Annotated in this window: 21 protein-coding genes and 1 pseudogene; 13 read left to right on the top strand and 9 right to left on the bottom strand. The window is 70.3% G+C overall.

The annotated features are described in order from the left end of the window. Together rsmA and ACVNF4_RS07770 are read right to left on the bottom strand one after the other, a co-directional pair. Nucleotides 1-761 (bottom strand): 16S rRNA (adenine(1518)-N(6)/adenine(1519)-N(6))-dimethyltransferase RsmA (gene rsmA, locus ACVNF4_RS07775; RefSeq protein WP_461801947.1); only part of this gene is annotated, 761 nt, incomplete at its 3' end. A gap of 68 nt (nucleotides 762-829) precedes the next feature. Further along, complete coding sequence (locus tag ACVNF4_RS07770) at nucleotides 830-2,131, bottom strand: ubiquitin-like domain-containing protein (protein WP_461801946.1); 1,302 nt, start codon at nucleotides 2,129-2,131, stop codon at nucleotides 830-832. Nucleotides 2,132-2,401: 270 nt separating this feature from the next. Here ACVNF4_RS07770 and ACVNF4_RS07765 point away from each other — a divergent pair, with 270 nt between their 5' ends. Further along, nucleotides 2,402-2,986 (top strand): hypothetical protein, encoded by a 585-nt coding sequence (locus tag ACVNF4_RS07765; protein ID WP_461801945.1) that lies wholly within the window; start codon nucleotides 2,402-2,404, stop codon nucleotides 2,984-2,986. Here the strand turns inward: ACVNF4_RS07765 and ACVNF4_RS07760 are convergent. The 3 genes from ACVNF4_RS07760 to rsmI form a co-directional block, all read right to left on the bottom strand. Then, nucleotides 2,980-3,864, bottom strand: coding sequence for a TatD family hydrolase (locus tag ACVNF4_RS07760; protein WP_461801944.1), 885 nt, complete (start codon nucleotides 3,862-3,864; stop codon nucleotides 2,980-2,982). The genes ACVNF4_RS07765 and ACVNF4_RS07760 overlap by 7 nt on opposite strands. Before the next feature lie 42 nt (nucleotides 3,865-3,906). Further along, nucleotides 3,907-4,305 carry a hypothetical protein gene (locus tag ACVNF4_RS07755; RefSeq protein ID WP_461801943.1) on the bottom strand — a complete coding sequence of 133 codons (399 nt, stop codon included), beginning with the start codon at nucleotides 4,303-4,305 and terminating at the stop codon, nucleotides 3,907-3,909. Nucleotides 4,306-4,533: 228 nt separating this feature from the next. Continuing rightward, the gene (gene rsmI, locus ACVNF4_RS07750) at nucleotides 4,534-5,412 is read right to left on the bottom strand and encodes a 16S rRNA (cytidine(1402)-2'-O)-methyltransferase (RefSeq protein ID WP_461801942.1); all 879 of its coding nucleotides are present in this window, start codon (nucleotides 5,410-5,412) and stop codon (nucleotides 4,534-4,536) included. A 39-nt stretch (nucleotides 5,413-5,451) separates the two neighbouring features. Here rsmI and ACVNF4_RS07745 point away from each other — a divergent pair, with 39 nt between their 5' ends. From ACVNF4_RS07745 to ACVNF4_RS07735, 3 genes are all read left to right on the top strand, one after another. Continuing rightward, the gene (locus ACVNF4_RS07745; RefSeq protein WP_461801941.1) at nucleotides 5,452-7,203 is read left to right on the top strand and encodes a dolichyl-phosphate-mannose--protein mannosyltransferase; all 1,752 of its coding nucleotides are present in this window, start codon (nucleotides 5,452-5,454) and stop codon (nucleotides 7,201-7,203) included. 224 nt (nucleotides 7,204-7,427) lie between these two features. After that, nucleotides 7,428-9,047: a penicillin-binding transpeptidase domain-containing protein gene (locus tag ACVNF4_RS07740; RefSeq protein WP_461801940.1), complete on the top strand. Its 1,620-nt coding sequence runs from the start codon at nucleotides 7,428-7,430 to the stop codon at nucleotides 9,045-9,047. 279 nt (nucleotides 9,048-9,326) lie between these two features. After that, nucleotides 9,327-11,009 carry a penicillin-binding transpeptidase domain-containing protein gene (locus tag ACVNF4_RS07735; RefSeq protein ID WP_461801939.1) on the top strand — a complete coding sequence of 561 codons (1,683 nt, stop codon included), beginning with the start codon at nucleotides 9,327-9,329 and terminating at the stop codon, nucleotides 11,007-11,009. Nucleotides 11,010-11,037: 28 nt separating this feature from the next. On the opposite strand, the gene ACVNF4_RS07730 is transcribed toward ACVNF4_RS07735, so the two are convergent. After that, on the bottom strand, nucleotides 11,038-11,376 hold the full coding sequence (locus tag ACVNF4_RS07730) for an SsgA family sporulation/cell division regulator (protein WP_461801938.1): 339 nt from the start codon (nucleotides 11,374-11,376) through the stop codon (nucleotides 11,038-11,040). Between the two features lie 147 nt (nucleotides 11,377-11,523). On the opposite strand from ACVNF4_RS07730, the gene ACVNF4_RS07725 reads away from it, so the two are divergent. The 8 genes from ACVNF4_RS07725 to ACVNF4_RS07690 all read left to right on the top strand — a co-directional run bounded on the left by ACVNF4_RS07725 (nucleotide 11,524) and on the right by ACVNF4_RS07690 (nucleotide 18,337). Beyond that, nucleotides 11,524-12,555: an energy-coupling factor ABC transporter permease gene (locus tag ACVNF4_RS07725; protein WP_461801937.1), complete on the top strand. Its 1,032-nt coding sequence runs from the start codon at nucleotides 11,524-11,526 to the stop codon at nucleotides 12,553-12,555. Between the two features lie 14 nt (nucleotides 12,556-12,569). Further along, the gene (cbiQ, locus tag ACVNF4_RS07720; protein WP_461801936.1) at nucleotides 12,570-13,331 is read left to right on the top strand and encodes a cobalt ECF transporter T component CbiQ; all 762 of its coding nucleotides are present in this window, start codon (nucleotides 12,570-12,572) and stop codon (nucleotides 13,329-13,331) included. Then, nucleotides 13,319-14,077 (top strand): energy-coupling factor ABC transporter ATP-binding protein, encoded by a 759-nt coding sequence (locus ACVNF4_RS07715; protein ID WP_461801935.1) that lies wholly within the window; start codon nucleotides 13,319-13,321, stop codon nucleotides 14,075-14,077. The genes cbiQ and ACVNF4_RS07715 overlap by 13 nt, the downstream gene beginning before the upstream one ends. Next, complete coding sequence (locus ACVNF4_RS07710) at nucleotides 14,074-14,535, top strand: MarR family winged helix-turn-helix transcriptional regulator (protein ID WP_461801934.1); 462 nt, start codon at nucleotides 14,074-14,076, stop codon at nucleotides 14,533-14,535. Before ACVNF4_RS07715 ends, ACVNF4_RS07710 begins: the two co-directional genes overlap by 4 nt. A 250-nt stretch (nucleotides 14,536-14,785) precedes the next feature. Beyond that, nucleotides 14,786-15,232, top strand: a complete 447-nt coding sequence (locus tag ACVNF4_RS07705; RefSeq protein WP_461801933.1) for an organic hydroperoxide resistance protein — start codon at nucleotides 14,786-14,788, stop codon at nucleotides 15,230-15,232. Nucleotides 15,233-15,366: 134 nt separating this feature from the next. After that, nucleotides 15,367-16,545 (top strand): serine hydrolase domain-containing protein, encoded by a 1,179-nt coding sequence (locus ACVNF4_RS07700; RefSeq protein WP_461801932.1) that lies wholly within the window; start codon nucleotides 15,367-15,369, stop codon nucleotides 16,543-16,545. A 77-nt stretch (nucleotides 16,546-16,622) separates the two neighbouring features. Next, nucleotides 16,623-17,633, top strand: a complete 1,011-nt coding sequence (locus tag ACVNF4_RS07695) for a permease (protein ID WP_461801931.1) — start codon at nucleotides 16,623-16,625, stop codon at nucleotides 17,631-17,633. Next, on the top strand, nucleotides 17,630-18,337 hold the full coding sequence (locus tag ACVNF4_RS07690; protein WP_461801930.1) for a TIGR03943 family putative permease subunit: 708 nt from the start codon (nucleotides 17,630-17,632) through the stop codon (nucleotides 18,335-18,337). Before ACVNF4_RS07695 ends, ACVNF4_RS07690 begins: the two co-directional genes overlap by 4 nt. A gap of 1 nt (nucleotide 18,338) precedes the next feature. Here ACVNF4_RS07690 and ACVNF4_RS07685 read toward each other — a convergent pair. Further along, a pseudogene (locus ACVNF4_RS07685) lies at nucleotides 18,339-18,617 on the bottom strand (EamA family transporter); the annotation flags it as partial. Nucleotides 18,618-18,683: 66 nt separating this feature from the next. On the opposite strand from ACVNF4_RS07685, the gene ACVNF4_RS07680 reads away from it, so the two are divergent. Then, the gene (locus tag ACVNF4_RS07680) at nucleotides 18,684-19,025 is read left to right on the top strand and encodes an RICIN domain-containing protein (RefSeq protein WP_461801929.1); all 342 of its coding nucleotides are present in this window, start codon (nucleotides 18,684-18,686) and stop codon (nucleotides 19,023-19,025) included. A 10-nt stretch (nucleotides 19,026-19,035) separates the two neighbouring features. On the opposite strand, the gene ACVNF4_RS07675 is transcribed toward ACVNF4_RS07680, so the two are convergent. Beyond that, nucleotides 19,036-19,404, bottom strand: a complete 369-nt coding sequence (locus tag ACVNF4_RS07675; protein ID WP_461801928.1) for a hypothetical protein — start codon at nucleotides 19,402-19,404, stop codon at nucleotides 19,036-19,038. 172 nt (nucleotides 19,405-19,576) lie between these two features. Beyond that, nucleotides 19,577-21,838 (bottom strand): MMPL family transporter, encoded by a 2,262-nt coding sequence (locus ACVNF4_RS07670; protein ID WP_461801927.1) that lies wholly within the window; start codon nucleotides 21,836-21,838, stop codon nucleotides 19,577-19,579. Nucleotides 21,839-21,899: the final 61 nt, after the last annotated feature.

Raw genomic sequence — 21,899 nt, 5'->3', positions numbered from 1 at the left:
GCGGCGGCCGACCCCGCCCAGGCGGCGAGTGCGGCCCGCAAGGTCTTGCGGCGCTGGGCGAAGGCCGCGTCGACGACCGCGAAGACCTCGCGGCGGGTGGCGGTCGTCTTGATCGGCTCGGCCCGCTTGACGAGGGAGACCAGTCCGCTGTCCACGTTCGGCGCCGGCCAGAAGACGTTGCGGCCGATCGCGCCGGCCCGCTTGACGTCGGCGTACCAGTTGGCCTTCACCGAGGGGACGCCGTACACCTTCGAGCCGGGGGGCGCGGCGAGGCGGTCGGCGACCTCCGACTGGACCATGACGAGGGTGCGCTCGATGGTCGGGAAGGTGTCCAGCATGTGCAGCAGGACCGGGACGGCGACGTTGTACGGCAGGTTCGCGACCAGCGCGGTCGGGGCGGGCCCCGGGAGTTCGGTGACCTGCATCGCGTCGGAGTGCACCAGCGCGAACCGCTCGGCGCGGTCCGGCATCCGCGCGGCGATCGTCGCGGGCAGCGCGCTCGCGAGGGTGTCGTCGATCTCCACCGCCGTCACCCGGTCGGCGGCCTCCAGCAGGGCCAGCGTGAGCGACCCGAGACCAGGACCGACCTCGACGACGACGTCGTCCGCGCGGACGTCGGCGGTCCGGACGATCCGGCGGACGGTGTTGGCGTCGATGACGAAGTTCTGGCCGCGCTGCTTGGTGGGCCGCACACCGAGGACGGCGGCGAGCTCACGGATGTCGGCGGGACCGAGGAGGGCATCGGGGAGGGGGCTGGTCACGGGACAAGGTTACGGGGGTGGGCCGGGTGTCGGTCCCAGGTACCACCCCCCCTTCCCGGTCCCAGGTACTACCCGTGCAGCCGCGCACCGCAGTGCGGCCACGGACTCGCCCCCCGCCGCACGTACAACTTCTTGGCCCGGTACGTCTGTTCGGACCCCGAGGCGTCCTGCGGCCGGCCGCTCCCGCCGAGGCTCTGCCAGGTCCGGGTGTCGAACTGGTACAGCCCCCCGTACGTCCCGGAGGGGTCGACGGCGTCGGGCCGCCCCCCGGACTCGCACGCGGCGAGACCACCCCAGTTCAGCCCGTCGGCACCGGCGACGGACGTGGGCAGCGGCTTGCTCCCCACCCGTACGACCTGAGGACTGGCCTCCCGTACGACCTCCACCCGCACCCGCTTCGGCTTCTGCCGCACCCCGTTGACGGTCCGCAGCGCGTACGTCACCCGCCGCAGCCCCACCTCCCCCGCCCGCTCCACGACCTCCGTCCCCTTGAAGAGTGACGGGTCCTCGGTCCGCACCACGTCGAACGGCACCGGCTCCTCCCGTACCTCCCTGGTACCGGTGATCCGCAGCACGGTGACGGTCTGCCCGTCCCTGGGGAAGCTCCCCGGCGCCACAGAGGTCGTGTCCTGCCCGGACAGCGTGATCCCGGCCGCCTCGACCGCCTCCCGCACGGTCGCCGCGTTCGTCCGGATCGTCCGGGCCCGCCCGTCCGCCAGCACCGTGACCGACCGCTCCGTCCGCACGTCCAGCGCGAGCCCCGCGCGGCCGATCCGCTGCGACCGTGACGCCGAGATGTACGCCCCCTCCGCCCGGACCCCGAGCTGCTTCAGCGCCCCGGCGACCGTCCGCGCCGTCGTCCACACCTCACGACGGGTGCCGTCGAGAGTGAGCCGCACCGGGCGGCCGTAGTGCACGGTGACCTCGTCCCCACTGGCGAGTTCCTCGCCGGGCGCGGGGACGACGAGGTCGTGCTCCCCGACCTCGACCCCCTCCTCGGCCAGCAGCTCCGTGACGTCGTCGGCGAAGGTGTGCAGGGTGCGGGGCGTGCCGTCGACGGTCAGCTCCACCGCCTTGTCCTGCGCGACGAACGCGCTGGTACCGCCCGCGAGGAACGCGACGACCAGGGCCTGCGGCAGCAGCCGCCGAACCGTCGACTCCGCCCCCTTCGCCTTCTTCCGCCGCGCCGCCTTCCGCCGGGCACCGGCCTGGCGGGGAAAGGCGGGGGCACCCTGGGAAGGCACGGTGCCGTACGGCGTCTCACCGCCGTACGGAGGAGCCTGCGGCGAAAAAGACTGGCCGCCCGGATAGTCGTCCTCCGCCGCAGGAGGCTCGTACTGCGGTGCGTACGTGTACTGCGAACCGCTCACGCCGACACACTCCAGAGGCCGGTGGTCAATCGGGCCCACAGAACCTAGCGGGTCGACGGTTACTCTCCAAAGCGGCGCGGCTACGGGGGGTGGCGTTCGGGTGGTGTACGGCCTTGCGGAGGACGGCGGGAACCACCACTGGGACCGACCGCACGTCGGCGCGAGTAGGCACAGGTACTCAGGGCCGACTTGAGCGAAGGTACGGACGTTCCGCGGCGCGTTCGTCCGTAGCCTTGGTAAATCCGACTCCCTCACGACTGAGGCACCCCGTTGAAGCTTCGATCGATATTCGCCTGCACCATCACCTTCGCTCTTTCCGTTTCCGGCTGCGCCGGAAGCTTCGGCGATTCCGAAAAGGAAGCTCGCAAGGTGACCATGCAGCAGGCCGCCGAATCGGCCGACCAGATCGTCCGGAGGACGCTTTCATCTGTTGCCCCGACCTTGCGGTGGACCCATCAGACATCCACCGACATGCTCTGCATCGACGCTCTGGGGTACAGCCACGGTATTGGGACGGTCACTCGTAGAGCCGCCGTCATGACCAAAGTCTCGGCGGAGCGCAGGGGTGAGCTGCTCGGGGTGGTGGAGCGGCAGTGGAAGAAGAGCGGATACAAAATAACCAGCGTCAATCCGAGCAAGGAATACCCGGCGATCTTCGCGGAAACCCCTGACGGATATCGCCCTGGGGTCGTTGTCGGCAGCGAAGGTCAGTTCTTCTTCGAGGTCACGACCCCGTGTGCGAAGAAGTCCGACATCGCCAGACCCAAGACCACGGCCGCCGGGCAGGACTACTACGAGCGGAAAACACCCGCCCCCAACATCGACGACCCCTTCTGGTCCGCCGGCCGTCAGTAACCGAACGCCCGAGCCGTGTTCGCCCCCAGCGCCGTAGCCAGCGCATCCTCGTCGATCCCCCGCACCTCGGCCATCGCCCGCACGGTCACCGGAATCAGGTAGGGCGCGTTGGGGCGTCCACGGTAGGGAGCCGGGGTGAGGAAGGGGGCGTCTGTTTCGACGAGGAGGAGTTCGAGGGGGGCCACCGCGACGGCGTCCCGCAAGGGCTGGGCGTTCTTGAAGGTGACGTTGCCCGCGAAGGACATGAAGTAGCCGGCGCGGGCGCAGAGGGCGGCCATGTCGGCGTCGCCGGAGTAGCAGTGGAAGACGGTGCGGTCGGGGGCGCCCTCTTCCTTCAGGATGCGCAGGACGTCCTCGTGGGCCTCGCGGTCGTGGATGACGAGGGCCTTGTCGTGGCGTTTGGCGATCTCGATGTGGGCGCGGAAGGAGGCCTCCTGGGACTCCTTGCCCTCCGGGCCCGTGCGGAAGTAGTCGAGGCCGGTCTCGCCGACGCCCTTGACGTGCGGGAGGGCGGCGAGGCGGTCGATCTCGGCCAGCGCCTCGTCGAGGGCGGCCCGGCCACCGGGGCGGCGCGCGCCTTGGCGGGACCAGCCGTCGGGGTCGCCGTGGACGATGCGGGGCGCTTCGTTGGGGTGCAGGGCGACGGCCGCGTGGACGGCGTCGTAGGCGGCGGCCGTCTCCGCCGCCCAGCGGGAGCCGCGGACGTCGCAGCCGACCTGGACGACCGTCGTCACGCCGACGGACGCGGCCTTCGCGAGGGCCTCCTCGACCGTGCCCGACTGCATGTCGAGGTGGGTGTGGGAGTCCGCGACCTGGACACGGAGGGGTTCCGGGAGGGGCGGGGCGGCGTTCTTGCCGTCCGCGTCGTTCGAAGGCATGCCCCGATCCTACGGAAGCCGGACCGGGGCACGCCCCGGGTGTCAGCTCGCCTTGCGGAAAGGGTGCAGGAGGTCGGAGAGGTGCCAGTGGTGGGGTTCGGCCGGGACGGCGTCGTCCGGAGCCGGGGGCGCTGTGCGTGCCACCGGCACCTTGTGCGGGCGGCGGGCGGCCTCCCGCACGGAGGAGACCTGGCCGGCGCGCATGATGCGGACCAGGTGCGCGTCGCAGTTCTGGCACGTCGGGCGGGAGAGGGGCGAGGGGACGACCTTGCCCTCCGCGACGTACATCACGAACTGGTGGCCGTCCGCGTCGGTGTGGTGCTCGATCTCGTACGACTGCTCCCAGCCGTGCCCGCAGCGCATGCAGGCGAAGGAGTAGGACTCGTTGACCACGGCCGTCGCTCCGTCACGCAGGCCGTTGTGCCCTGAGAACTCGCTCATGCCAGCTCCTCGTCGTTCCGCTGGACCAGGGACGTACGGTGCGTCCCTGGTCCAGTGGACGCCTCGGAACGCCCCCTCGGCACCTGCCCTGTTCTTTGTTGGACGCGATTTGGCGTTTCCTTACCAAAGGAGCCGGAAGGGGTGTCTGAGCTTTGCTTTTGGAGATACGGCTTTGCCGAAGCGTAAAGCGCAGGACGGCATAAAACGGGCGGTATCCGTCAGCCGCCGTCAGCCTCCGTGCTTGGCCGCGACGACCGCGTCGAACACGACCCGCTTCGCGATCCCCGCCTCCACGGCGACGGCCGCGATCGCCTCCTTACGACGCTCCCCCGCCGCCTCCCGCACCTGCACCCGCCGCACCAGCTCCCCGGCGTCCAACTCCTGAGCCCCCTTCTCGGGCGCCCCCGACACGACGACGGTGATCTCTCCCCGCACGCCCTCGGCCGCCCACTCCGCCAGCTCCCCGAGCCCCCCGCGCCGGACCTCCTCGTACGTCTTGGTCAGCTCCCGGCAGACGGCCGCCCGGCGTTCCGCGCCGAACACCTCGGCCATCGCGGCGAGGGTGTCGTCCAGCCGGTGCGGGGCCTCGAAGTAGACGAGGGTCCGGCGCTCCTCGGCGACGTCCCGCAGCCGCGTGAGCCGCTCGCCCGCCTTGCGCGGCAGGAACCCCTCGAAACAGAACCGGTCGACGGGCAGCCCGGAGAGCGCGAGGGCGGTGAGTACGGCGGAAGGACCAGGGACGGCCGTCACCCTGACGTCCTGCTCTACGGCGGCGGCCACCAGCCGGTACCCGGGGTCCGACACGGACGGCATCCCCGCATCGGTCACAAGTAGCACCCGCGCACCCCCTACCAGCTCCTCCACCAGCTCCGGAGTACGAGCCGACTCGTTCCCCTCGAAGTACGACACCACCCGCCCCCCAGGGGTCACCCCGAGCGCCTGGGTGAGCCGACGCAGCCGCCGCGTGTCCTCGGCGGCGATCACATCGGCCTCCGCGAGCTCACGGGCGAGCCGGGGCGGGGCGTCGGTGATGTCTCCGATGGGGGTGCCGGCGAGGACGAGGGTTCCGGGTGTCGGTGTCACGATTCCATCCTCGCAGTTGTCCATGCGCGGGACTCACACAGAGGCGTTCCCTACGATGGCGCGGTGACCAGTACCGCGTCCTCCACGGACTCCACGGACCACCGGCCCGCTCAGCCCGCCCCGGACGAGGGAGTGGGCTGGCGGCAGCGGCTGCGCCGGTTCGGGTACGCGGGGCGGCCCGGGGCGGACGTACGGGAGCGGCTGGTGCCGCCGTACGCCGAGCCGAGCCCCCGGCTGTGGCAGTCGCTCGGCGTCTCCTACCAGTTGTCCGCGTGGCTGACGCGCTGGTCGGCGTGGGTCGGGCCGCTGCTGGTGACGCTGCTCGCGGGGCTGCTGAGGTTCTGGAACCTGGGCAGTCCGAAGGCGGTGATATTCGACGAGACGTACTACGCGAAGGACGCGTGGGCTCTCGTCCACCGCGGTTTCGAGGTCAACTGGGACAAAAACGCCAACCAGTTGATCCTGAACTCGAACGGCCACGTGCCGGTTCCCACCGACGCCTCGTACGTCGTCCACCCGCCGGTCGGGAAGTACGTCATCGGGCTCGGTGAGCTGATGTTCGGCTTCAACCCCTTCGGCTGGCGGTTCATGACCGCGCTGCTCGGCACGCTGTCGGTGCTGCTGCTGTGCCGGATCGGGCGGCGGCTGATGCGCTCGACGTTCCTCGGGTGCCTCGCGGGCGCACTGATGGCCGTCGACGGTCTGCACTTCGTGATGAGCCGCACGGCACTGCTCGACGGCGTGCTGATGTTCTTCGTGCTCGCCGCGTTCGGCTGTCTCGTCGTCGACCGGGACAAGGCGCGGGAGCGGCTCGCCGCCGCGCTGACGCGGGACGCGGACGGCCGCTGCCGTCCGGACGCCGCCGTCGGCGATCACCTGCGGCTGGGGTGGCGGCCGTGGCGCTGGGCGGCCGGTCTGATGCTGGGCCTGGCGATCGGGACGAAGTGGAACGGCCTGTATTTCATGGCCGCGTTCATCGTCATGGCCCTGCTGTGGGACGTCGGTTCACGGAAGGTGGCGGGCGCGCGGAATCCCTACCACGCGGTCCTCAGGTACGACACCGGGTACGCGTTCGTCGCGACCGTACCCGTAGTACTCGTGACCTACCTGGTCTCCTGGACCGGCTGGATCCTCTCCCCCTCGGACGGCTCCGGCGGCTACTACCGCAACTGGGCCGCCACCGACGGCAAGGGCGGCACCTGGACGTGGCTGCTGCCCGACTGGCTGCGCAGCCTGTGGCACTACGAGCACGAGGTGTACAAGTTCCACACGCACCTCACCTCGCCGCACTCCTACCAGTCCAACCCGTGGAGCTGGCTCGTCCTCGGCCGCCCCGTCTCCTTCTTCTACGAGACCCCCTCCCCCGGCACGGACGGCTGCCCCGCGAGCGCCGCGGAGAAATGCCCCCGCGAGGTCCTGGCGCTTGGCACCCCCCTCCTGTGGTGGGCCGCGTGCTTCGCCGTCCTGTACGTCCTGTGGCGCTGGTTCTTCCGCCGCGACTGGCGCGCGGGCGCCATCGCGGGCGCCGTCGCCGCCGGTTACCTCCCCTGGTTCATGTACCAGGAGCGCACGATCTTCTTCTTCTACGCCGACGTCTTCCTCCCCTTCCTCTGCCTGGCCGTCGCCCTGCTGATCGGCGCCCTCGCCGGCCCACCGGGCTCCTCCGACAACCGCCGGGTGATCGGCGCGACGGGGGCGGGGGTGCTGGTGCTGCTCATCGCGTGGAACTTCATCTACTTCTGGCCGCTGTACACGGGGACGGCGGTGCCGATGGACGACTGGCGGGCTCGGATGTGGATGGATACGTGGGTATGAGCCGAGGTAGCTCTCGCGGGGGTCCTGGGGTACCGCGGGGCTAGCCCGTTCGACGCGCGGTGCGGGTGCTGGACGCCGGATACGTGAGGCGCACCCGCCGACCCGTCTCCGTTCGGACAAGTTTCCGGAAGCAGTGGTCACACGACCCCCTCCAGCCGCTTACAGTGCGATCCGGAGGGCGCTTTTTGAGCGCGTTCAAAACGGGGAACGGGGAAGGAAGCGGTATGTCCAAGGGGGTCAAGGTCGCCGTCGTCGGGTCGGTGTTCGCCGTGATGGTGGGCGGGGCCGGGTACGGGGCGTACAACCTGCTGTCGGCGGTGGGGGGCGGGTCGACGGCGAAGGGGCCGGCGCCGGTGAGGACCGGGCCGCCCAGCGGGAGTGAGGTCAAGGAGACCGCGAAGGCGTTCTTCGCCGCCTGGGAGAAGGGGGAGGCCGGCGTCGCGGCGGGACTGACCAACGACGCCGGTGTCGCGGGGCCCGCGTTCACGGCGTACGGCACCGAGGCGCACATCGGCGGGGTGAAGATCACGCCGGGCCGGGTCTCGGGGTTCACGGTCCCCTACCGGGTCGACGCGACGGTGTCGTTCGACGGGGTCTCGAAGCCGCTGACGTACAGCAGCAGCCTCACCGTCGTCCGCGGTGTCACGACCGGGAAGGCGCTGGTGGACTGGAAGCCGACGGTGGTGCATCCGGCGCTGACGAGCGCCACGGACACGCTGGTGACGGCGGGGTCGCGGCCGGCGGTGGAGGCCGTGGACCGGGACGGGAAGGTGCTGACGAAGGACGCGTACCCGTCGCTGGGGGCGGTGCTCGATCAACTGCGGTCGCGGTTCGGCGCCGAGGCGGGCGGGACGGCGGGGGTGGAGCTGGTCGTGCGGTCCGCCACCGAGGGGGTGCCGGACAAGACGCTGGTGACGCTGTCCGAGGGCAAGCCGGGGAAGGTGCGGACGACGCTCAGCGCCGAGGTGCAGGCGGCGGCGGAGAGCGCCGTGAAGAAGTACGGGGAGTCGTCGGTCGTCGCGCTCAAGCCCAGCACCGGGGAGATCCTCGCGATCGCCAACAACCGCGCGGACGGCTTCAACGCGGCCGTGCAGGGGGCGCGTCCGCCGGGGTCGACGATGAAGATCGTGACCGCCGCGACGCTCATCGACAACAAGCTGACCACCTCGAACGGGCCCGCGCCGTGCACGCCGACCGCGATGTGGGAGGGGCAGACGTTCAGCAACCTCAAGGGGATGGAGCCCGACGAGGGCGCCACGCTGGCGGGCAGCTTCGCGCGCTCTTGCAACACCGCTTTCATCAAGTTCACCGACGACCTCGCGGACGACTCCCTCACCCGTGAGGCGCAGGACAAGTTCGGCCTCGGGCAAGGGAATTGGGCCATCGGCATCGCCACGGCCGACGGCTCCGTCCCGGCCGTCTCCGGCCCCGACAAGGCCGCGAACCTCATCGGGCAGGGCAAGGTCCAGCTGAACCCCCTCAACCTGGCGTCCGTCACCGCCACCGCGAAGACCGGCACCTTCCGCCAGCCGATCCTCGTCCCCCTCTCGGTCGAGCAGCGCCAACTCGCCACCGCGCAGGGCCTGTCGGACAGCACCTCCCGCCAACTCCGCGCGATGATGCGCCAGACGGCCGTCAGCGGCACCGCGCAGAACGTCATGTCCGGCCTCTCCGGCACCATCGGCGCGAAGACCGGCTCTGCGGAGAGCGACGGGAACGCCACGTCCGACAGCTGGTTCACGGCGTACCGCGACGACGTGGCCGCCGCGGCGATGGTGCAGGGCGGGGGGCACGGGGTGGACGCGGCGGGGCCGATCGTGGCGAGTGTGCTGCGCGCGGGGTGAGGACGCCATGTCGCCTTTCGGCTGACAACCTCCCTGCTACCGGGGCGCGATAGCAGAAACCCCCACCCTGGGGACGCGTTCCCGAAAACGCTTCCCGCCGGAAATCACCGGCCCCTACGGTGAACACATGTCCTACCCGCCCCAGTTGTCACAACCCCGCTACGGACGGGTGGCTGAGGTCACAGGGACATCACCCGGGCAGAAGGGGACCCTAGGCTGGTCGCCGTCGTTGGGGTGAGTGAGGCAGTGGGGTCCCCGGGGAGCTCGGAGGTCACGTACGTGGGCAAGAGAAGGCGCGTCGAGGAGACGCGCGGGAGCAAGCGGCGCCCGGCCGTCGTCGGCGGGATGGCCGCCGTGGTGGTCGGCGGCGCCGCCTTCGGCGTGTACGCGCTGTACGGCGGCGGCGCGGCGGCCGAGAGCGGCCCGACGGCGTCGTCCTCGTCCTCCGACGGCAAGCCGAAGATCAAGACGGGCCCCCTGACCCCGGCCGAGGTGACGAAGACGTCGGCGGCGTTCCTGACCGCCTGGCAGCGGGGCGAGGTCGCGCGGGCGGCAGCCGCGACGGACGACGTGAAGGCGGCGACGGCGCTGCTCACGGCGTACACGAAGGACGCGCACATCACGGGCGCGACCCTCACCCCGGGCCCGGCGGCCGGCGCGAAGGTGCCGTTCGCCGTGAAGGGGATGGTGGCGTACGAGGGCGTGAGCAAGCCGCTGGCGTACGCGAGCGCGCTGACGGTCGTCCGCAGCACGACGACGGGCGAGCCGCAGGTCGACTGGCACGCGTCGATCGTCCACCCGGACCTCTCGGACGGCGACACCCTGGTGACCGGCGAGTCCGGCACCCCGCCGGTGAAGGCGCTGGACCGCGCGGGCAAGGAGCTGACGGCGAAGGCGTACCCCTCGCTGGGGAGCGTCCTGGACGGCCTGCGCGAGAAGTACGGCAAGAAGGCGGGCGGCAAGGCGGGCGTCGAGCTGCGCGTCGCGCGCGGGGCGGCGTCGAAGAAGCGGGACCTGTCGGACAAGACGCTCCTGGAGCTGAGCCTGGGCACGCCGGGCGAGGTGAAGACGACGATCAACCCGGCGATGCAGGCCGCCGCCGAGAAGCAGGTGGCCGCGAAGCAGCGGGCGTCGGTGGTCGTCGTGAAGGCGTCGACCGGCGAGATCCTGGCCGTCGCGAACAGCGGAAACGGTTTCAACGTCGGTTTCCTCGGCTCGCTCGCGCCGGGTTCGACGATGAAGGTGATCACGTCCTCGCTGCTGATCGAGAAGGGGCTCGCGTCCGCCGACAAGGAGCACCCCTGCCCGAAGTTCTTCACGTACGGCGGCTGGAAGTTCCAGAACGACGACGAGTTCGAGATCAAGAACGGCACGTTCAAGGCGAGCTTCGCGCGCTCTTGCAACACCGCTTTCATCAGCCAGGCGCCCGAGTTGGACAACGACAGTCTGACCCAGCAGGCGCAGCAGGTCTTCGGGCTCTCCATGGACAACTGGTCGGTGGGCGTGCCGACCTTCGACGGCGCGGTGCCGGTGCAGAAGAACGCCCAGATGGCGGCCTCGCTGATCGGGCAGGGCGGCGTGCGGATGAACCCGATGAACATGGCGTCCGTCGCGGCGACCGTGCGGGACGGGACGTTCCACCAGCCGTACCTGGTCTCCCCCGACTTCGACAAGCGGACGCTGGCGAAGGCGTCGCGCACGATGTCCGCGTCGACCCTGAGTCAGTTGCGTGAGCTGATGAAGTACACCGCCCAGTACGGGACGGCGGCTCAGGCGATGTCCGGGATGAGCGGGAACTTCGGGGCGAAGACGGGGTCGGCCGAGGTGGACGGGCAGGACAAGCCGAACGGGTGGTTCACCGCGTACGCGGGGGATCTGGCGGCGGCGGGGGTCGTACAGGCGGGCGGGCACGGCGGGGACACGGCGGGGCCGATCGTGGCCGCGCTGCTGAAGATGGGGTGAGGCGGGGGGCTATCGCCCGGCGGGGGGCCTAGCGCTCGGCGTACGTCCTGCGCAGGAACCTGACCAGCGTCTTCGACTCGAACTGGACGACGGAGACGCCCTGGGCGGAGTGGAACTCCACCACCGCCTGGACTCGGCCGCAGGGCCATACCCGTACCTCTCCGGTACCGGCGGGGGCGCGTAGTCCCTGTTCCAGGAGGGTGCGGGCGACGGTCCAGCGGTGGGCGCCGGGAACGTCGACGCGCACCGTACGGGGATCGTCGTCGGGGTCGTACCTGAGTACTACGGGTACGGCCTCGCGCTCTTCTTCGATCCGGTCCTCGTCGGTGACGATGTGAGCCTGCGCATACTGTTCGACTACCGACATCGGCTAGCCCCTCACGGTGCGTTACCTTTACGGAAGCTGTGCGACCACTTCCCCTACCAATGTCGCATATTTTCCGATTAGCGGTATTGAAACTTTGCCTGCCGACCGCTCTTGCAAGACGTTCGCAACAGGCCACATCATCGGACCGTGCATGTACCTGACGGATTCATCGACGCCCCGACCTCCGCCGTGACCGGAGTCGCCGCGGCAGCCGCGGTCGCCGTGTCGCTGCGCGGCGCCCGCAAGGAACTGGACGAGCGGACGGCTCCGCTGGCCGGGCTGGTCGCGGCGTTCATCTTCGCCGTGCAGATGCTGAACTTCCCGGTCGCGGCCGGGACGAGCGGACACCTCCTGGGAGGCGCCCTGGCGGCGATACTCGTCGGCCCCTACACAGGGGTCCTCTGTGTCTCCGTCGTCCTCCTCATGCAGGGCATCCTCTTCGCGGACGGCGGCCTCACCGCCCTCGGCGTCAACATCACGGACATGGCGGTCGTGACGACCGTCGTCGCCTACGCCGTCTTCCGGGGCCTGGTGAAGGTGCTGCCCCGGGGGCGCCGCAGCGTCACCGCCGCGTCCTTCGTCGCCGCGCTGCTCTCCGTACCGGCCGCCGCCGGCGCCTTCACGCTGCTGTACGCGATCGGCGGGACGACGGACGTGTCGATCGGCAAGGTCACGGGGGCGATGGTCGGGGTGCATGTGCTGATCGGGATCGGGGAGGCGGTGATCACCTCGCTGACGGTGGGTGCGGTGATCGCCGTGCGGCCGGATCTGGTGTACGGGGCTCGGGGGTTGCGGGCGCCGTTGAAGCTGCGGGTGGGCGGGGAGTTGGTGGACGCTTCGCCGGAGCGGGAGCGGGAGCCGGCGTCGGTGTCGGCGGGCTCCCGGCGCGGTCTGTGGCTCGGTGGGCTCGCAGCCTCCTTGCTGCTCGCGGGAGTTGTGAGTTTCTACGCGTCGGCGAACCCCGACGGGCTCGAAAAGGTCGCTGCGGACAACGGACTTGACACCAAGGTCGAGGAACACGCCGCCGCCGACTCGCCGTTGGCGGACTACGGGGTCAAGGATGTGGAGAGCGCGCGGCTTTCGGGCGGGCTCGCGGGGGTGATCGGCGTGAGCGCGACGGTCGTCGCCGGGACCGGGGTGTTCTGGGCGGTGCGCAGGCGTCGTACCGAGAGCGTCTGAAAGGGGTTGTTCCTATGAGCGCCGGGCATGCCCACCGGCTCTACCTGAAGCGGCGCACGCCGGTGCACGGACTCCCGCCGCACACGAAGCTCGCGGCCGTGTTCGCGTTCGTGGTGGTCGTGGTGTCGACGCCGCGCGAGGCGATGTGGGCGTTCGGGGTGTACGCGGTGCTGCTGGGCGTCGTCGCGTACCAGGCGCGCGTGCCCGCCGGGTTCCTGCTGCGCAGGCTGCTGATCGAGGTGCCGTTCGTCGCGTTCGCGGTGCTGATGCCGTTCGTGGCGGAGGGGGAACGCGTCGAGGTGCTGGGGATGTCCCTCAGCGTGAGCGGGCTGTGGGGGGCGTGGAACGTGCTCGCCAAGGGGACGTTGGGGGTCGCCGCGTCCGTACTCCTCGCGTCCACAACGGAGTTGAGGGAGCTGCTGCTCGGGTTGCAGCGGCTGCGGCTTCCCGGGCTGCTCGTCCAGATCGCGTCGTTCATGATCCGGTACGGCGATCTCATCACCGACGAGATGCGCCGGATGCGGATCGCGCGGGAGTCAAGGGGGTTCGAGGCGCGGGGAGTTCGGCACTGGGGGGTGCTCGCGAAGTCCGCGGGCGCCCTGTTCATCCGGTCCTACGAGCGGGGTGAGCGGGTGCACCTCGCGATGGTCAGCCGGGGGTACGCCGGGTCGATGCCGGTCATCGACGAGGTCGACGCCTCGCGCGCGCAATGGTCGTACGCCTTGGCCCTGCCGGTCGCGGCACTCGGGGTCTGTCTGCTGGGATGGGTGCTGTGACAGCTTCACTTGAGGTCTCGGGCCTGGCGTTCGCGTATCCGGACGGCCATCAGGCGCTGTTCGGCGTCGACTTCAGCATCGCGCGCGGCGAACGCGTGGCCCTGCTGGGGCCGAACGGGGCCGGCAAGACCACCCTCGTGCTCCATCTGAACGGCATCCTCACCGGGGGTGCGGGTGAGGTGCGGGTCGCCGGACTCCCCGTCGGCAAAAGGCACATGGCCGAGATCCGGCGCCGCGTCGGCATCGTCTTCCAGGACCCCGACGACCAGCTCTTCATGCCGACGGTCCGGGAGGACGTCGCGTTCGGCCCGGCCGCCGCGGGGCTGAAGGGCGCCGAGCTGGAGAAGGTGGTGGACGACGCCCTCGAACAGGTCGGGATGGGGGCGTTCAAGGACCGTCCGCCGCATCACCTCTCCTTCGGGCAGCGCCGACGGGTCGCCGTGGCGACGGTGCTGGCGATGTCCCCGGAGATCCTGGTCCTGGACGAGCCGTCGTCCAACCTCGATCCCGCGTCCCGCCGTGAACTCGCCGACATCCTGCGCGCGTTGGACGTCACCGTCCTCATGGTCACCCACGACCTGCCGTACGCGCTGGAGTTGTGTACCCGTTCCCTGATCCTCAGCGAGGGCGTGATCGCGGCGGACGGTCTCACCGCGGAGGTGCTGTCGAACCCCGACCTGATGCGCACCCACCGCCTGGAGCTGCCGTTCGGCTTCGACCCCCGCTCCGCCACAATGGGCGCGTGACGAACCCGGAGACCCAGGGCTCCACGCACCTGGACGACCAGCTCTGCTTCGCCCTCTACGCCGCCCAGCGCGCAGTGACCGCGGCCTACCGCCCCCTACTGGACGAGCTGAACCTCACCTACCCCCAGTACCTGGTCCTTCTGGCTCTCTGGGACCAGGGCGAGACCACGGTCAAACAGCTCCTCTCCACCCTCCACCTGGACTACGGGACCATGTCCCCCCTCCTGAAACGCATGGAAACCGCCGGCCTCATCCACCGCACCCGCTCCCCCCACGACGAACGCGCCATCCTCGTCTCCTGCACGCCCCTGGGCAAAGACCTCCAACACCGCGCCGCCCTCGTCCCGAACACCCTCCTCTCGGCAACCGGCATGGACAACGCCGATGCGGCGCGGCTGCGGGCGGAGTTGTGGGGGCTGGCGGAACGGGCGGAGGGGGTTGCTCGGAGGGGGCGGTGAGGGGGTGCCCATAGGGGCTCGGATCGGGGGTGGCGGAGGGGGAGAGGGAGGGGTCGACGGGCAGCGGGATATCGGTGTCGGCGCCCATGGAACGCCCCCCACCCAAGTCTCACCTCCCCACTTCCTCCCCACCCCCTCCACACCCCCCACCTGGCGTTACCCTCGGTTATCACCCCCCACCTCCACACCTCCACCTACCGGCCAGTACCTTGTGCACGAGGTAAATCGGCACACCGGGGGAGGTCCCGCCATGACGGACAGCGCTGCCGTCGACACGCGCCCGACGAAAATCATGTACGTCGCGGAGGCGACGGCCCACGGCGGCCGGGACGGATACGTGACGAGCCAGGACGGCCAGATCGAGCTGAAGGTGGCGATGCCGCCGGAGCTGGGCGGCGACGGAAACGGCACGAACCCGGAGCAACTGTTCGCGGCGGGCTACAGCTCGTGCTTCCACAACGCCCTGATCCTGGTGGGGAATCGGGCCGGCTACGACCTCACCGGATCGACCGTCGCCACCAAGGTCGGCATCGGCCCCAACCGCACCAAGGGCTACGGCCTGGCCGTCGCCCTCAGCGTCTCCCTCCCCATCCTGGACCCCGAGATCGCCGCTCAACTGGTCGACGCCGCCCACCAGGTCTGCCCGTACTCCAACGCCACTCGCGGGAACATCGACGTAACGATTCTCCTGGGCTGAGACCCCGGGCCCCGCCCGGAACCACACACCCGAAAACCCCCGGCAACACCCAGTAACCGCTTGTGTAACCCAGGAATCGCAGGCTTGCCCCGAGCGTTGCACCCGGCATCCAAAGGCAACCCGAGAGGACTGCGGTGAACGGTACGGTGGCCGACGGCTTCGAGCCTGTCAGAGACGCGTTCGTGAGGAATTTCGCGTCGCTGGGCGAACAAGGTGCGGCGGTGACGGTGTACCGACACGGCCGCAAGGTCGTCGACCTGTGGGCGGGGACGAGGGACGCCGACGGTGCCGACCCGTGGTCCCCCGACGCCGAGCCCTGGCGGCAGAGCACCGCCCAGATCGTCCGCTCCGCCACCAAGGGCGTCACAGCAGCCGCCCTGCTCCTCCTCCACCAGCGCGGCACCCTGGACCTCGACGCCCCGCTCGCCACGTACTGGCCCGAGTACAAGACCGCCGGCAAGGAACACACCCTCGTCCGCCACCTCCTCTCCCACCGCGCCGGCGTCCCCGTCCTGGACCGCCCCCTCACGGTCGCCGAGGCGTCAGACCCGGACCTGAGCGCGGCGGCGGTCGCGGCGCAGCCCCCCGCGTGGACGCCGGGCGAGGCCCACGGCTACCACCCGCACACCTTCAGCTGGACCACCGCCGAACTGGTCCGCCGCCTGACCGGCCGCCCGATCGCGGAGTGGATCGCCACCGAGATCACAGGACCGGCGGGGGCCGACTTCTGGCTGGGCCTGCCACCGGAACAGGCCTGGCGGGCAGGCCGCACGGCGACGGTGGAGACGACGACGGAGTCCCCCGGCACCCTCAAGGCACGCCCTAAACCGGCGATCACCGAGGCGTACGCGAACCCGGGCTCCCTCACCCGCCGCGCCTTCGGCGCGATCGCGGACGTCGACGAGAACGACCCGGCGTACCGCGCGGCGGCCCTCCCCGGCTCCACCGGCTTCGCGACGTCCGACGGCCTGGCCCGCGTCTACGCGTCCCTGATCGGCGAACTGGACGGCGAGCCAAGCCTGTTCACCCCGGCGACACTCGAACTCGCCCGCACAGCACAGTCGTCGGGCCCCGACCGTGTCCTGATCGTCAACTCCCGTTTCGGACTGGGCTACATGCTCCACAGTCCCGCCTCCCCCTTCCTCTCCCCCACCTCCTTCGGCCACCCCGGCCGAGGCGGCCCGCTCGCCTTCGCGGACCCCGAATCGGGCATCGCCTTCGGCTACGTCACCAACGGTTTCCGCAAGACAGTCACCGCCGACCCGAGGCCGCAGGCGCTGGTAAGAGCGGTACGTGAGTCGCTGAAGGGGTGAGTGAGACCCCCGCACCCTGCCCGGTATGTTGGTCGAACCTTGTAAAGGACATGTGACGACGACCGGCAGGGGCGGGAATGGGTCCGACGGCAGTCGAGGCGCACATACAGGAAGACGACGCCGAAACGCCTCCCTGGCCCCGCCACGGCCCCCTCCTCCTGCTCGCCGCCGCCCTGCTCCCCGGCACCCTCCTCGTCGCCCTCGGCCGCTGGGGTGACGCCCCCGCGATGCAGGCGTGGCGGACGGTGGCCCTGTCGGTCACCGTGCAGGCGCTCCCCTTCCTCCTCCTGGGGACGGCCCTGTCGGGCGCGATCAACGCGTTCGTCCCGGCATCGGTGTTCCGCAGGGCCCTCCCGAAGCGCCCGGCACTGGCGGTCCCGGTCGCCGGGGTGGCGGGAGTCGTCCTCCCGGGCTGCGAGTGCGCCTCGGTCCCGGTGGCAAACAGCCTCATCGGCAGGGGAGTTGCCCCGGCGGCGGCGTTCGCGTTCCTCCTCTCGGCACCGGCCGTGAACCCAATTGTCCTGACGGCGACGGCAGTTGCGTTCCCCGGCGCTCCGATGATGGCCGTCGCCCGCCTGGTCGCCTCCCTCGCGGCGGCTTCCCTGATGGGCTGGCTGTGGCTGCGGTTCGGCCGGGAGGAGTGGCTGAAGCCGGCCGTGCGGCACACGGGACACGAGCAAGGGCGCAGCCGCTGGGCGGAGTTCAGGGAGGGTTTCCAGCACGACTTCCTGCACGCGGCCGGGTTCCTGGTGATCGGCGCGATGGCGGCGGCCACCTTCAACGTCGCCGTCCCCCGCACCTGGGTGGACACCTTCGCGGGCTCCCCCTGGCTGTCGGTGCTGTTCCTCGCCGCCCTGGCGGTCGTCATCGCGGTCTGCTCGGAGGCGGACGCGTTCGTCGCGGCGTCCCTGACCGGCTTCTCCCCCACCGCGCGGCTGACGTTCATGGTCGTGGGCCCGATGGTCGACCTCAAGCTCATCGCCCTCCAAGCCGGCACGTTCGGCCGGGAGTTCGCGTGGCGCTTCTCGGCGGCGACGACGGTCGTGGCGGTGCTCTGCGCGGCCCTGATCGGAGGGGTCCTCCTGTGAAACGCGCACTCCAGGCAGCCCTGTTGACCCTGACCGGCGCCGGTCTCCTCCAAGTCGCCCTGTTCACGGACGTGTTCCTGCGTTACGTGAAGGAGGGGATGCGCCCCCTGCTGATCGCCTCCGGCGTCGTCCTCCTGCTGCTGGGCCTGGCGGAGGGCTGGTCGGCATACCGCCACCGGAACTCGCACGACTCCCATGTCCCGCGCACGGCTTGGCTGTTGTTCCTCCCGGCACTGAGCCTCCTGCTGTACGCGCCACCCTCATTGGGTGCGTACACGGCGTCCAGAGAAGCCCCGAAAGCGGTTGCGGCAACCCCGGAGGACGGCTTCGACCCCCTCCCCACGACCTCCCCCCTCCCCATCACCCTGGGCGACTTCGCGTCCCGCGTCCAACAGGACCGCACGAAAGCCATCGCCCACCGCCCGGTCACCATGACCGGCTTCGTCACCCCCGCCTCCACCGGGCACCAGTGGTACCTGACCCGCCTCATCCTCAGCTGCTGCGCGGCAGACGCCCAGTCCATGAAGGTGAAGGTGTACGGCGTGACACCCCCCGAGTCCGACACCTGGGTATCGATCACCGGAACCTGGCACCCCACCGGCACCCTCGGCACCCCATCCGCCGAAGTGGCCCTGGACGCCCACACGTTGAAGAAGATCGACCGCCCGTCGAACGGCTACCAGGACGCCCTCCCTCTGGGGTGACTCACCCGCCGCGCAGCATCAATCCGATCCCCACGACAAGCACTCCCGACGCGACAACCCTCGACACCCCGAACCGCTCCTTGAAGAACACCGCCCCGATCGCGGCCCCCACGATGATCGACGACTCCCGCAGCGCGGCGATCGGCGCGAGTTCGGCACGCGTCTGCGCCCACAGGACCAACGCGTAGGCGGTGAAGGAGAGCAGAGCGCCCAGCGCGCCAACTCCCGCACAGGGCTTGAGCCGTGCGACAGTCCCTCCTCTCCACCGCCCCCACGCGTACAGACCGCCGTCGCCGCTCAACGTCCCTGCACGGACGCCGACTTGCCGCAGGTCTTCCTCGAACCCGTGGCCGAGGACGTCGTCCGGATCCAGTGGCACCATCCGAAGTACGGCATCGGCTGCCTGACGGTCCTGTCGGCCGGACCCGGCCGGAACCTGCTCGAACCCCGCGACGACTGCGCCGACACGAACCGATCCCAGCAGTTCCGCATCGAACGCTTCGGCCCGACGACGGCCACCCGCTTCCGTATCCGTCCCCTCAGCACCGACTGGTGCCTGAGCCTGCGCGACCAGGACACGGCGAGCGGAACGGAAATCGTCCAGGGCCGCTGCTCCGGCGCCACCGACCAGGACTTCCTGATCGAACTGACTACCCCTCCGGAGACGGTTGTTCAGCCGCGTACGTGAGAAAGCCGACTCAGCCGGCCATCACCCCTGCCCACATCAGAACCCCGACCGGCACGGGGAGGGCCAGCAGTCCCAGGACGAACATCCGCGTGAGGAGGGAGAGTTGACGCAGGGGCGGTGTGAAGGCGAGGCCCGTCAGGAGGGCGGCGCCGCCGAGGAGGCCCGCCGCGCAGAGCATGACGAACTCAGCCGGCTGCGACCCGGTGGCCCCTTCCGACCAGACCCAGAGCGCGAAGAAGCCGACGTAGAACAGCAGCAGGCCCAGGGAGTTCAGGAGGAGGGTCCACAGCAGGACCGTCACCACGGTCAACGCCGGTCGAGGCGTCGGGGGTTGAGGACGCCACGGTCCGTAGAGCCTCGCGTACGTGTCTGGGCGCACCACAACTCCTCACGCCCGGACGGGTGTCCGGGACGTCACCCATCTTCGGCGCCGACAGCGCCGTCCGCATGAGCACCCGTACTCAGACACCCCGCGTCGACAACAGGCAGGTCGGTGCCGGTGAGGGCTCCCCGTCCCCACGGACCCTCACCGGCGGCTCATACGGCGCGAGTTACGCGTGCACCAGTTCCTTGTCGTCGTCCTTCTTCGCGGAGCGATCCGCTTCGGTGCGCAGCCCCTCGCCCTCGATGTCGACGTTGGGCAAGGCGCGGTCGAGCCACTTCGGCAGCCACCACGCCTTCGCGCCGAGCAGCGCGAGGACGGCCGGCACGATGACCATGCGGACGACGAACGCGTCGAAGAGGACGGCGATCGCGAGGCCGAAGCCCATCATCTTGATCATGGACTCGCTGGCGGTGATGAACCCGGCGAACACGGCGATCATGATGACGGCGGCGGCGGAGACGACGCGCGCCCCGTACTTGAAGCCGGTGACGATCGCCTCGCCGGGCCGCTCCCCGTGGACGTACGCCTCACGCATCCGCGTCACGAGGAACACCTCGTAGTCCATGGCGAGTCCGAAGACCACGCCGACCAGGAAGATCGGCGTCATCGACATGATCGGACCGGTCTGGTCGACCCCGAGGGCGCTCGCCAGCCAGCCCCACTGGAAGACCGCGACGACGGCGCCGAGCGCGGCGAGGACGGAGAGCAGGAACCCGAGGGCCGCCTTGAGCGGGACCAGGATCGAGCGGAAGACGAGGATCAGCAGGAGGAAGGCGAGGCCAACTACCAGGCCCAGGTAGGGAATCAGCGCGTCGTTCATCTTCTGCGAGATGTCGATGTTGACCGCTGTGGTACCGGTTACCAGGACGTGCGCACCGGTATCGGCCTTGATCCCGGCCGCCTCGCCGCGGATCGCGTGGACGATGTCCTCGGTCTCCGCCGACGCCGGCTTCGAGTCGGTGGTGACGGTGATCACCGCCGTGTCACCGGCCTGGTTGAAGGTCGCCGGGGTGACGGCCCGAACTCCCTTGATTCCCTTGATGTCGTCGGACACGGTGGTCGCGGCGGCCTTCGGGTCCTTGCTGTCCTTCGCGTCGAGCACGACCATCAGGGGGCCGTTGAAGCCGGGCCCGAAGCCCTCGGAGAGCAGGTCGTAGGCGCGGCGCTGCGTGCTGGACGTCGGCCTCGATCCGTCGTCCGGCATGCCGAGTTGGAGCTGGCTGACGGGCAGCGCGATCGCCCCGAGCCCGACAACTCCGAACGCCAGCACGGCAATCGGCCGACGCAGCACGAAGCGGGCCCAACGGGTGCCCATGTTCGGCCTGTCGACGACACCGACTCCCTGACCGGCATTGCTCTGCGCGGAGTTGGCCTGCTCGGAGTTGCCCTTGCCCTTCCCGAACAGCTTGCTCTTCTCCCCGGCCTGCGAGACCTTCCGCCCCGCGTACCCGAGCAGCGCGGGAACCATCGTCAGCGCGATGAGGACGGCGACGGCGACCGTACCCGCGGCGGCGACACCCATTTTCGTCAGCATCGGAATGTTGACGACGGAGAGCCCGGCCAGCGCGATGATGACCGTCAGCCCGGCGAAGACGACCGCCGACCCGGCGGTGCCGACCGCGCGCCCGGCGGCCTCCTCCCGGTCACGCCCGTCGGCGAGTTCGCTGCGGTAGCGGGAGACGATGAACAGGGCGTAGTCGATGCCGACGGCGAGGCCGATCATCGAGGCCAGCGTGGACGTCGTCGAGCCGAGGTCGAGCGTGGAGGCGAGGGCGGTGATGGTCGAGATGCCGATGCCGACGCCGATGATCGCGGTGAGCAGCGGGAGCCCCGCCGCGACGATCGAGCCGAGCGTGACGACGAGGACGAGCGCGGCGACGGCGATGCCGATGACCTCACCGACCGGTGCTTCGCCGGCCTCCTTCAGCGCGTCGCCGCCGAGTTCGACGGTCAGCCCGGTGCTCCGCGCCTCGGTGGCGGCCTTCTTGAGCGCGTCGCGCGAGGAGTCCGCCAACTCCACGCCCTGCACCTTGTACTTGACGGACGCGAAGGCGACCGTGCCGTTCTGGCTGACCGCGTGGGTGGTGAACGGGTCGGTGACGGAGGCGACTTCGGCGCCGCCGCTCAGTTCCTTGACGGTCTTCTCGACGGTCGCCTTGTTCTCGGCGTCCGTCATCTTCTCGCCGGCGGGTGCCTTGAAGACGACCCGGGCGGTGCCGCCGTCGGCCGAGGCGCCGGGGAAGCGCTGTTCGAGGAGGTCGAAGGTCTTCTGGGCCTCCGTGCCGGGGATGGAGAACGAACTCTCCCCGGCGACAGGGGCGTTGGCGGCGCCGACCCCGGCGAGGGTCAGCAGGGCTATCCAGATGAGGGCGACGAGGTGCCGTCGTCTGAAGGACAGCCGGCCCAGCTTGTAGAGGAACGTGGCCACGGAGGCGTACTCCCGGTCAGTCGTGGGGTGTTCAGGGCAGGGGTGATCGACGGTGGGGATT

This window comes from Streptomyces sp. S6, from assembly GCF_054880855.1.
This window is presented reverse-complemented; position numbering and strand designations above follow the sequence as displayed.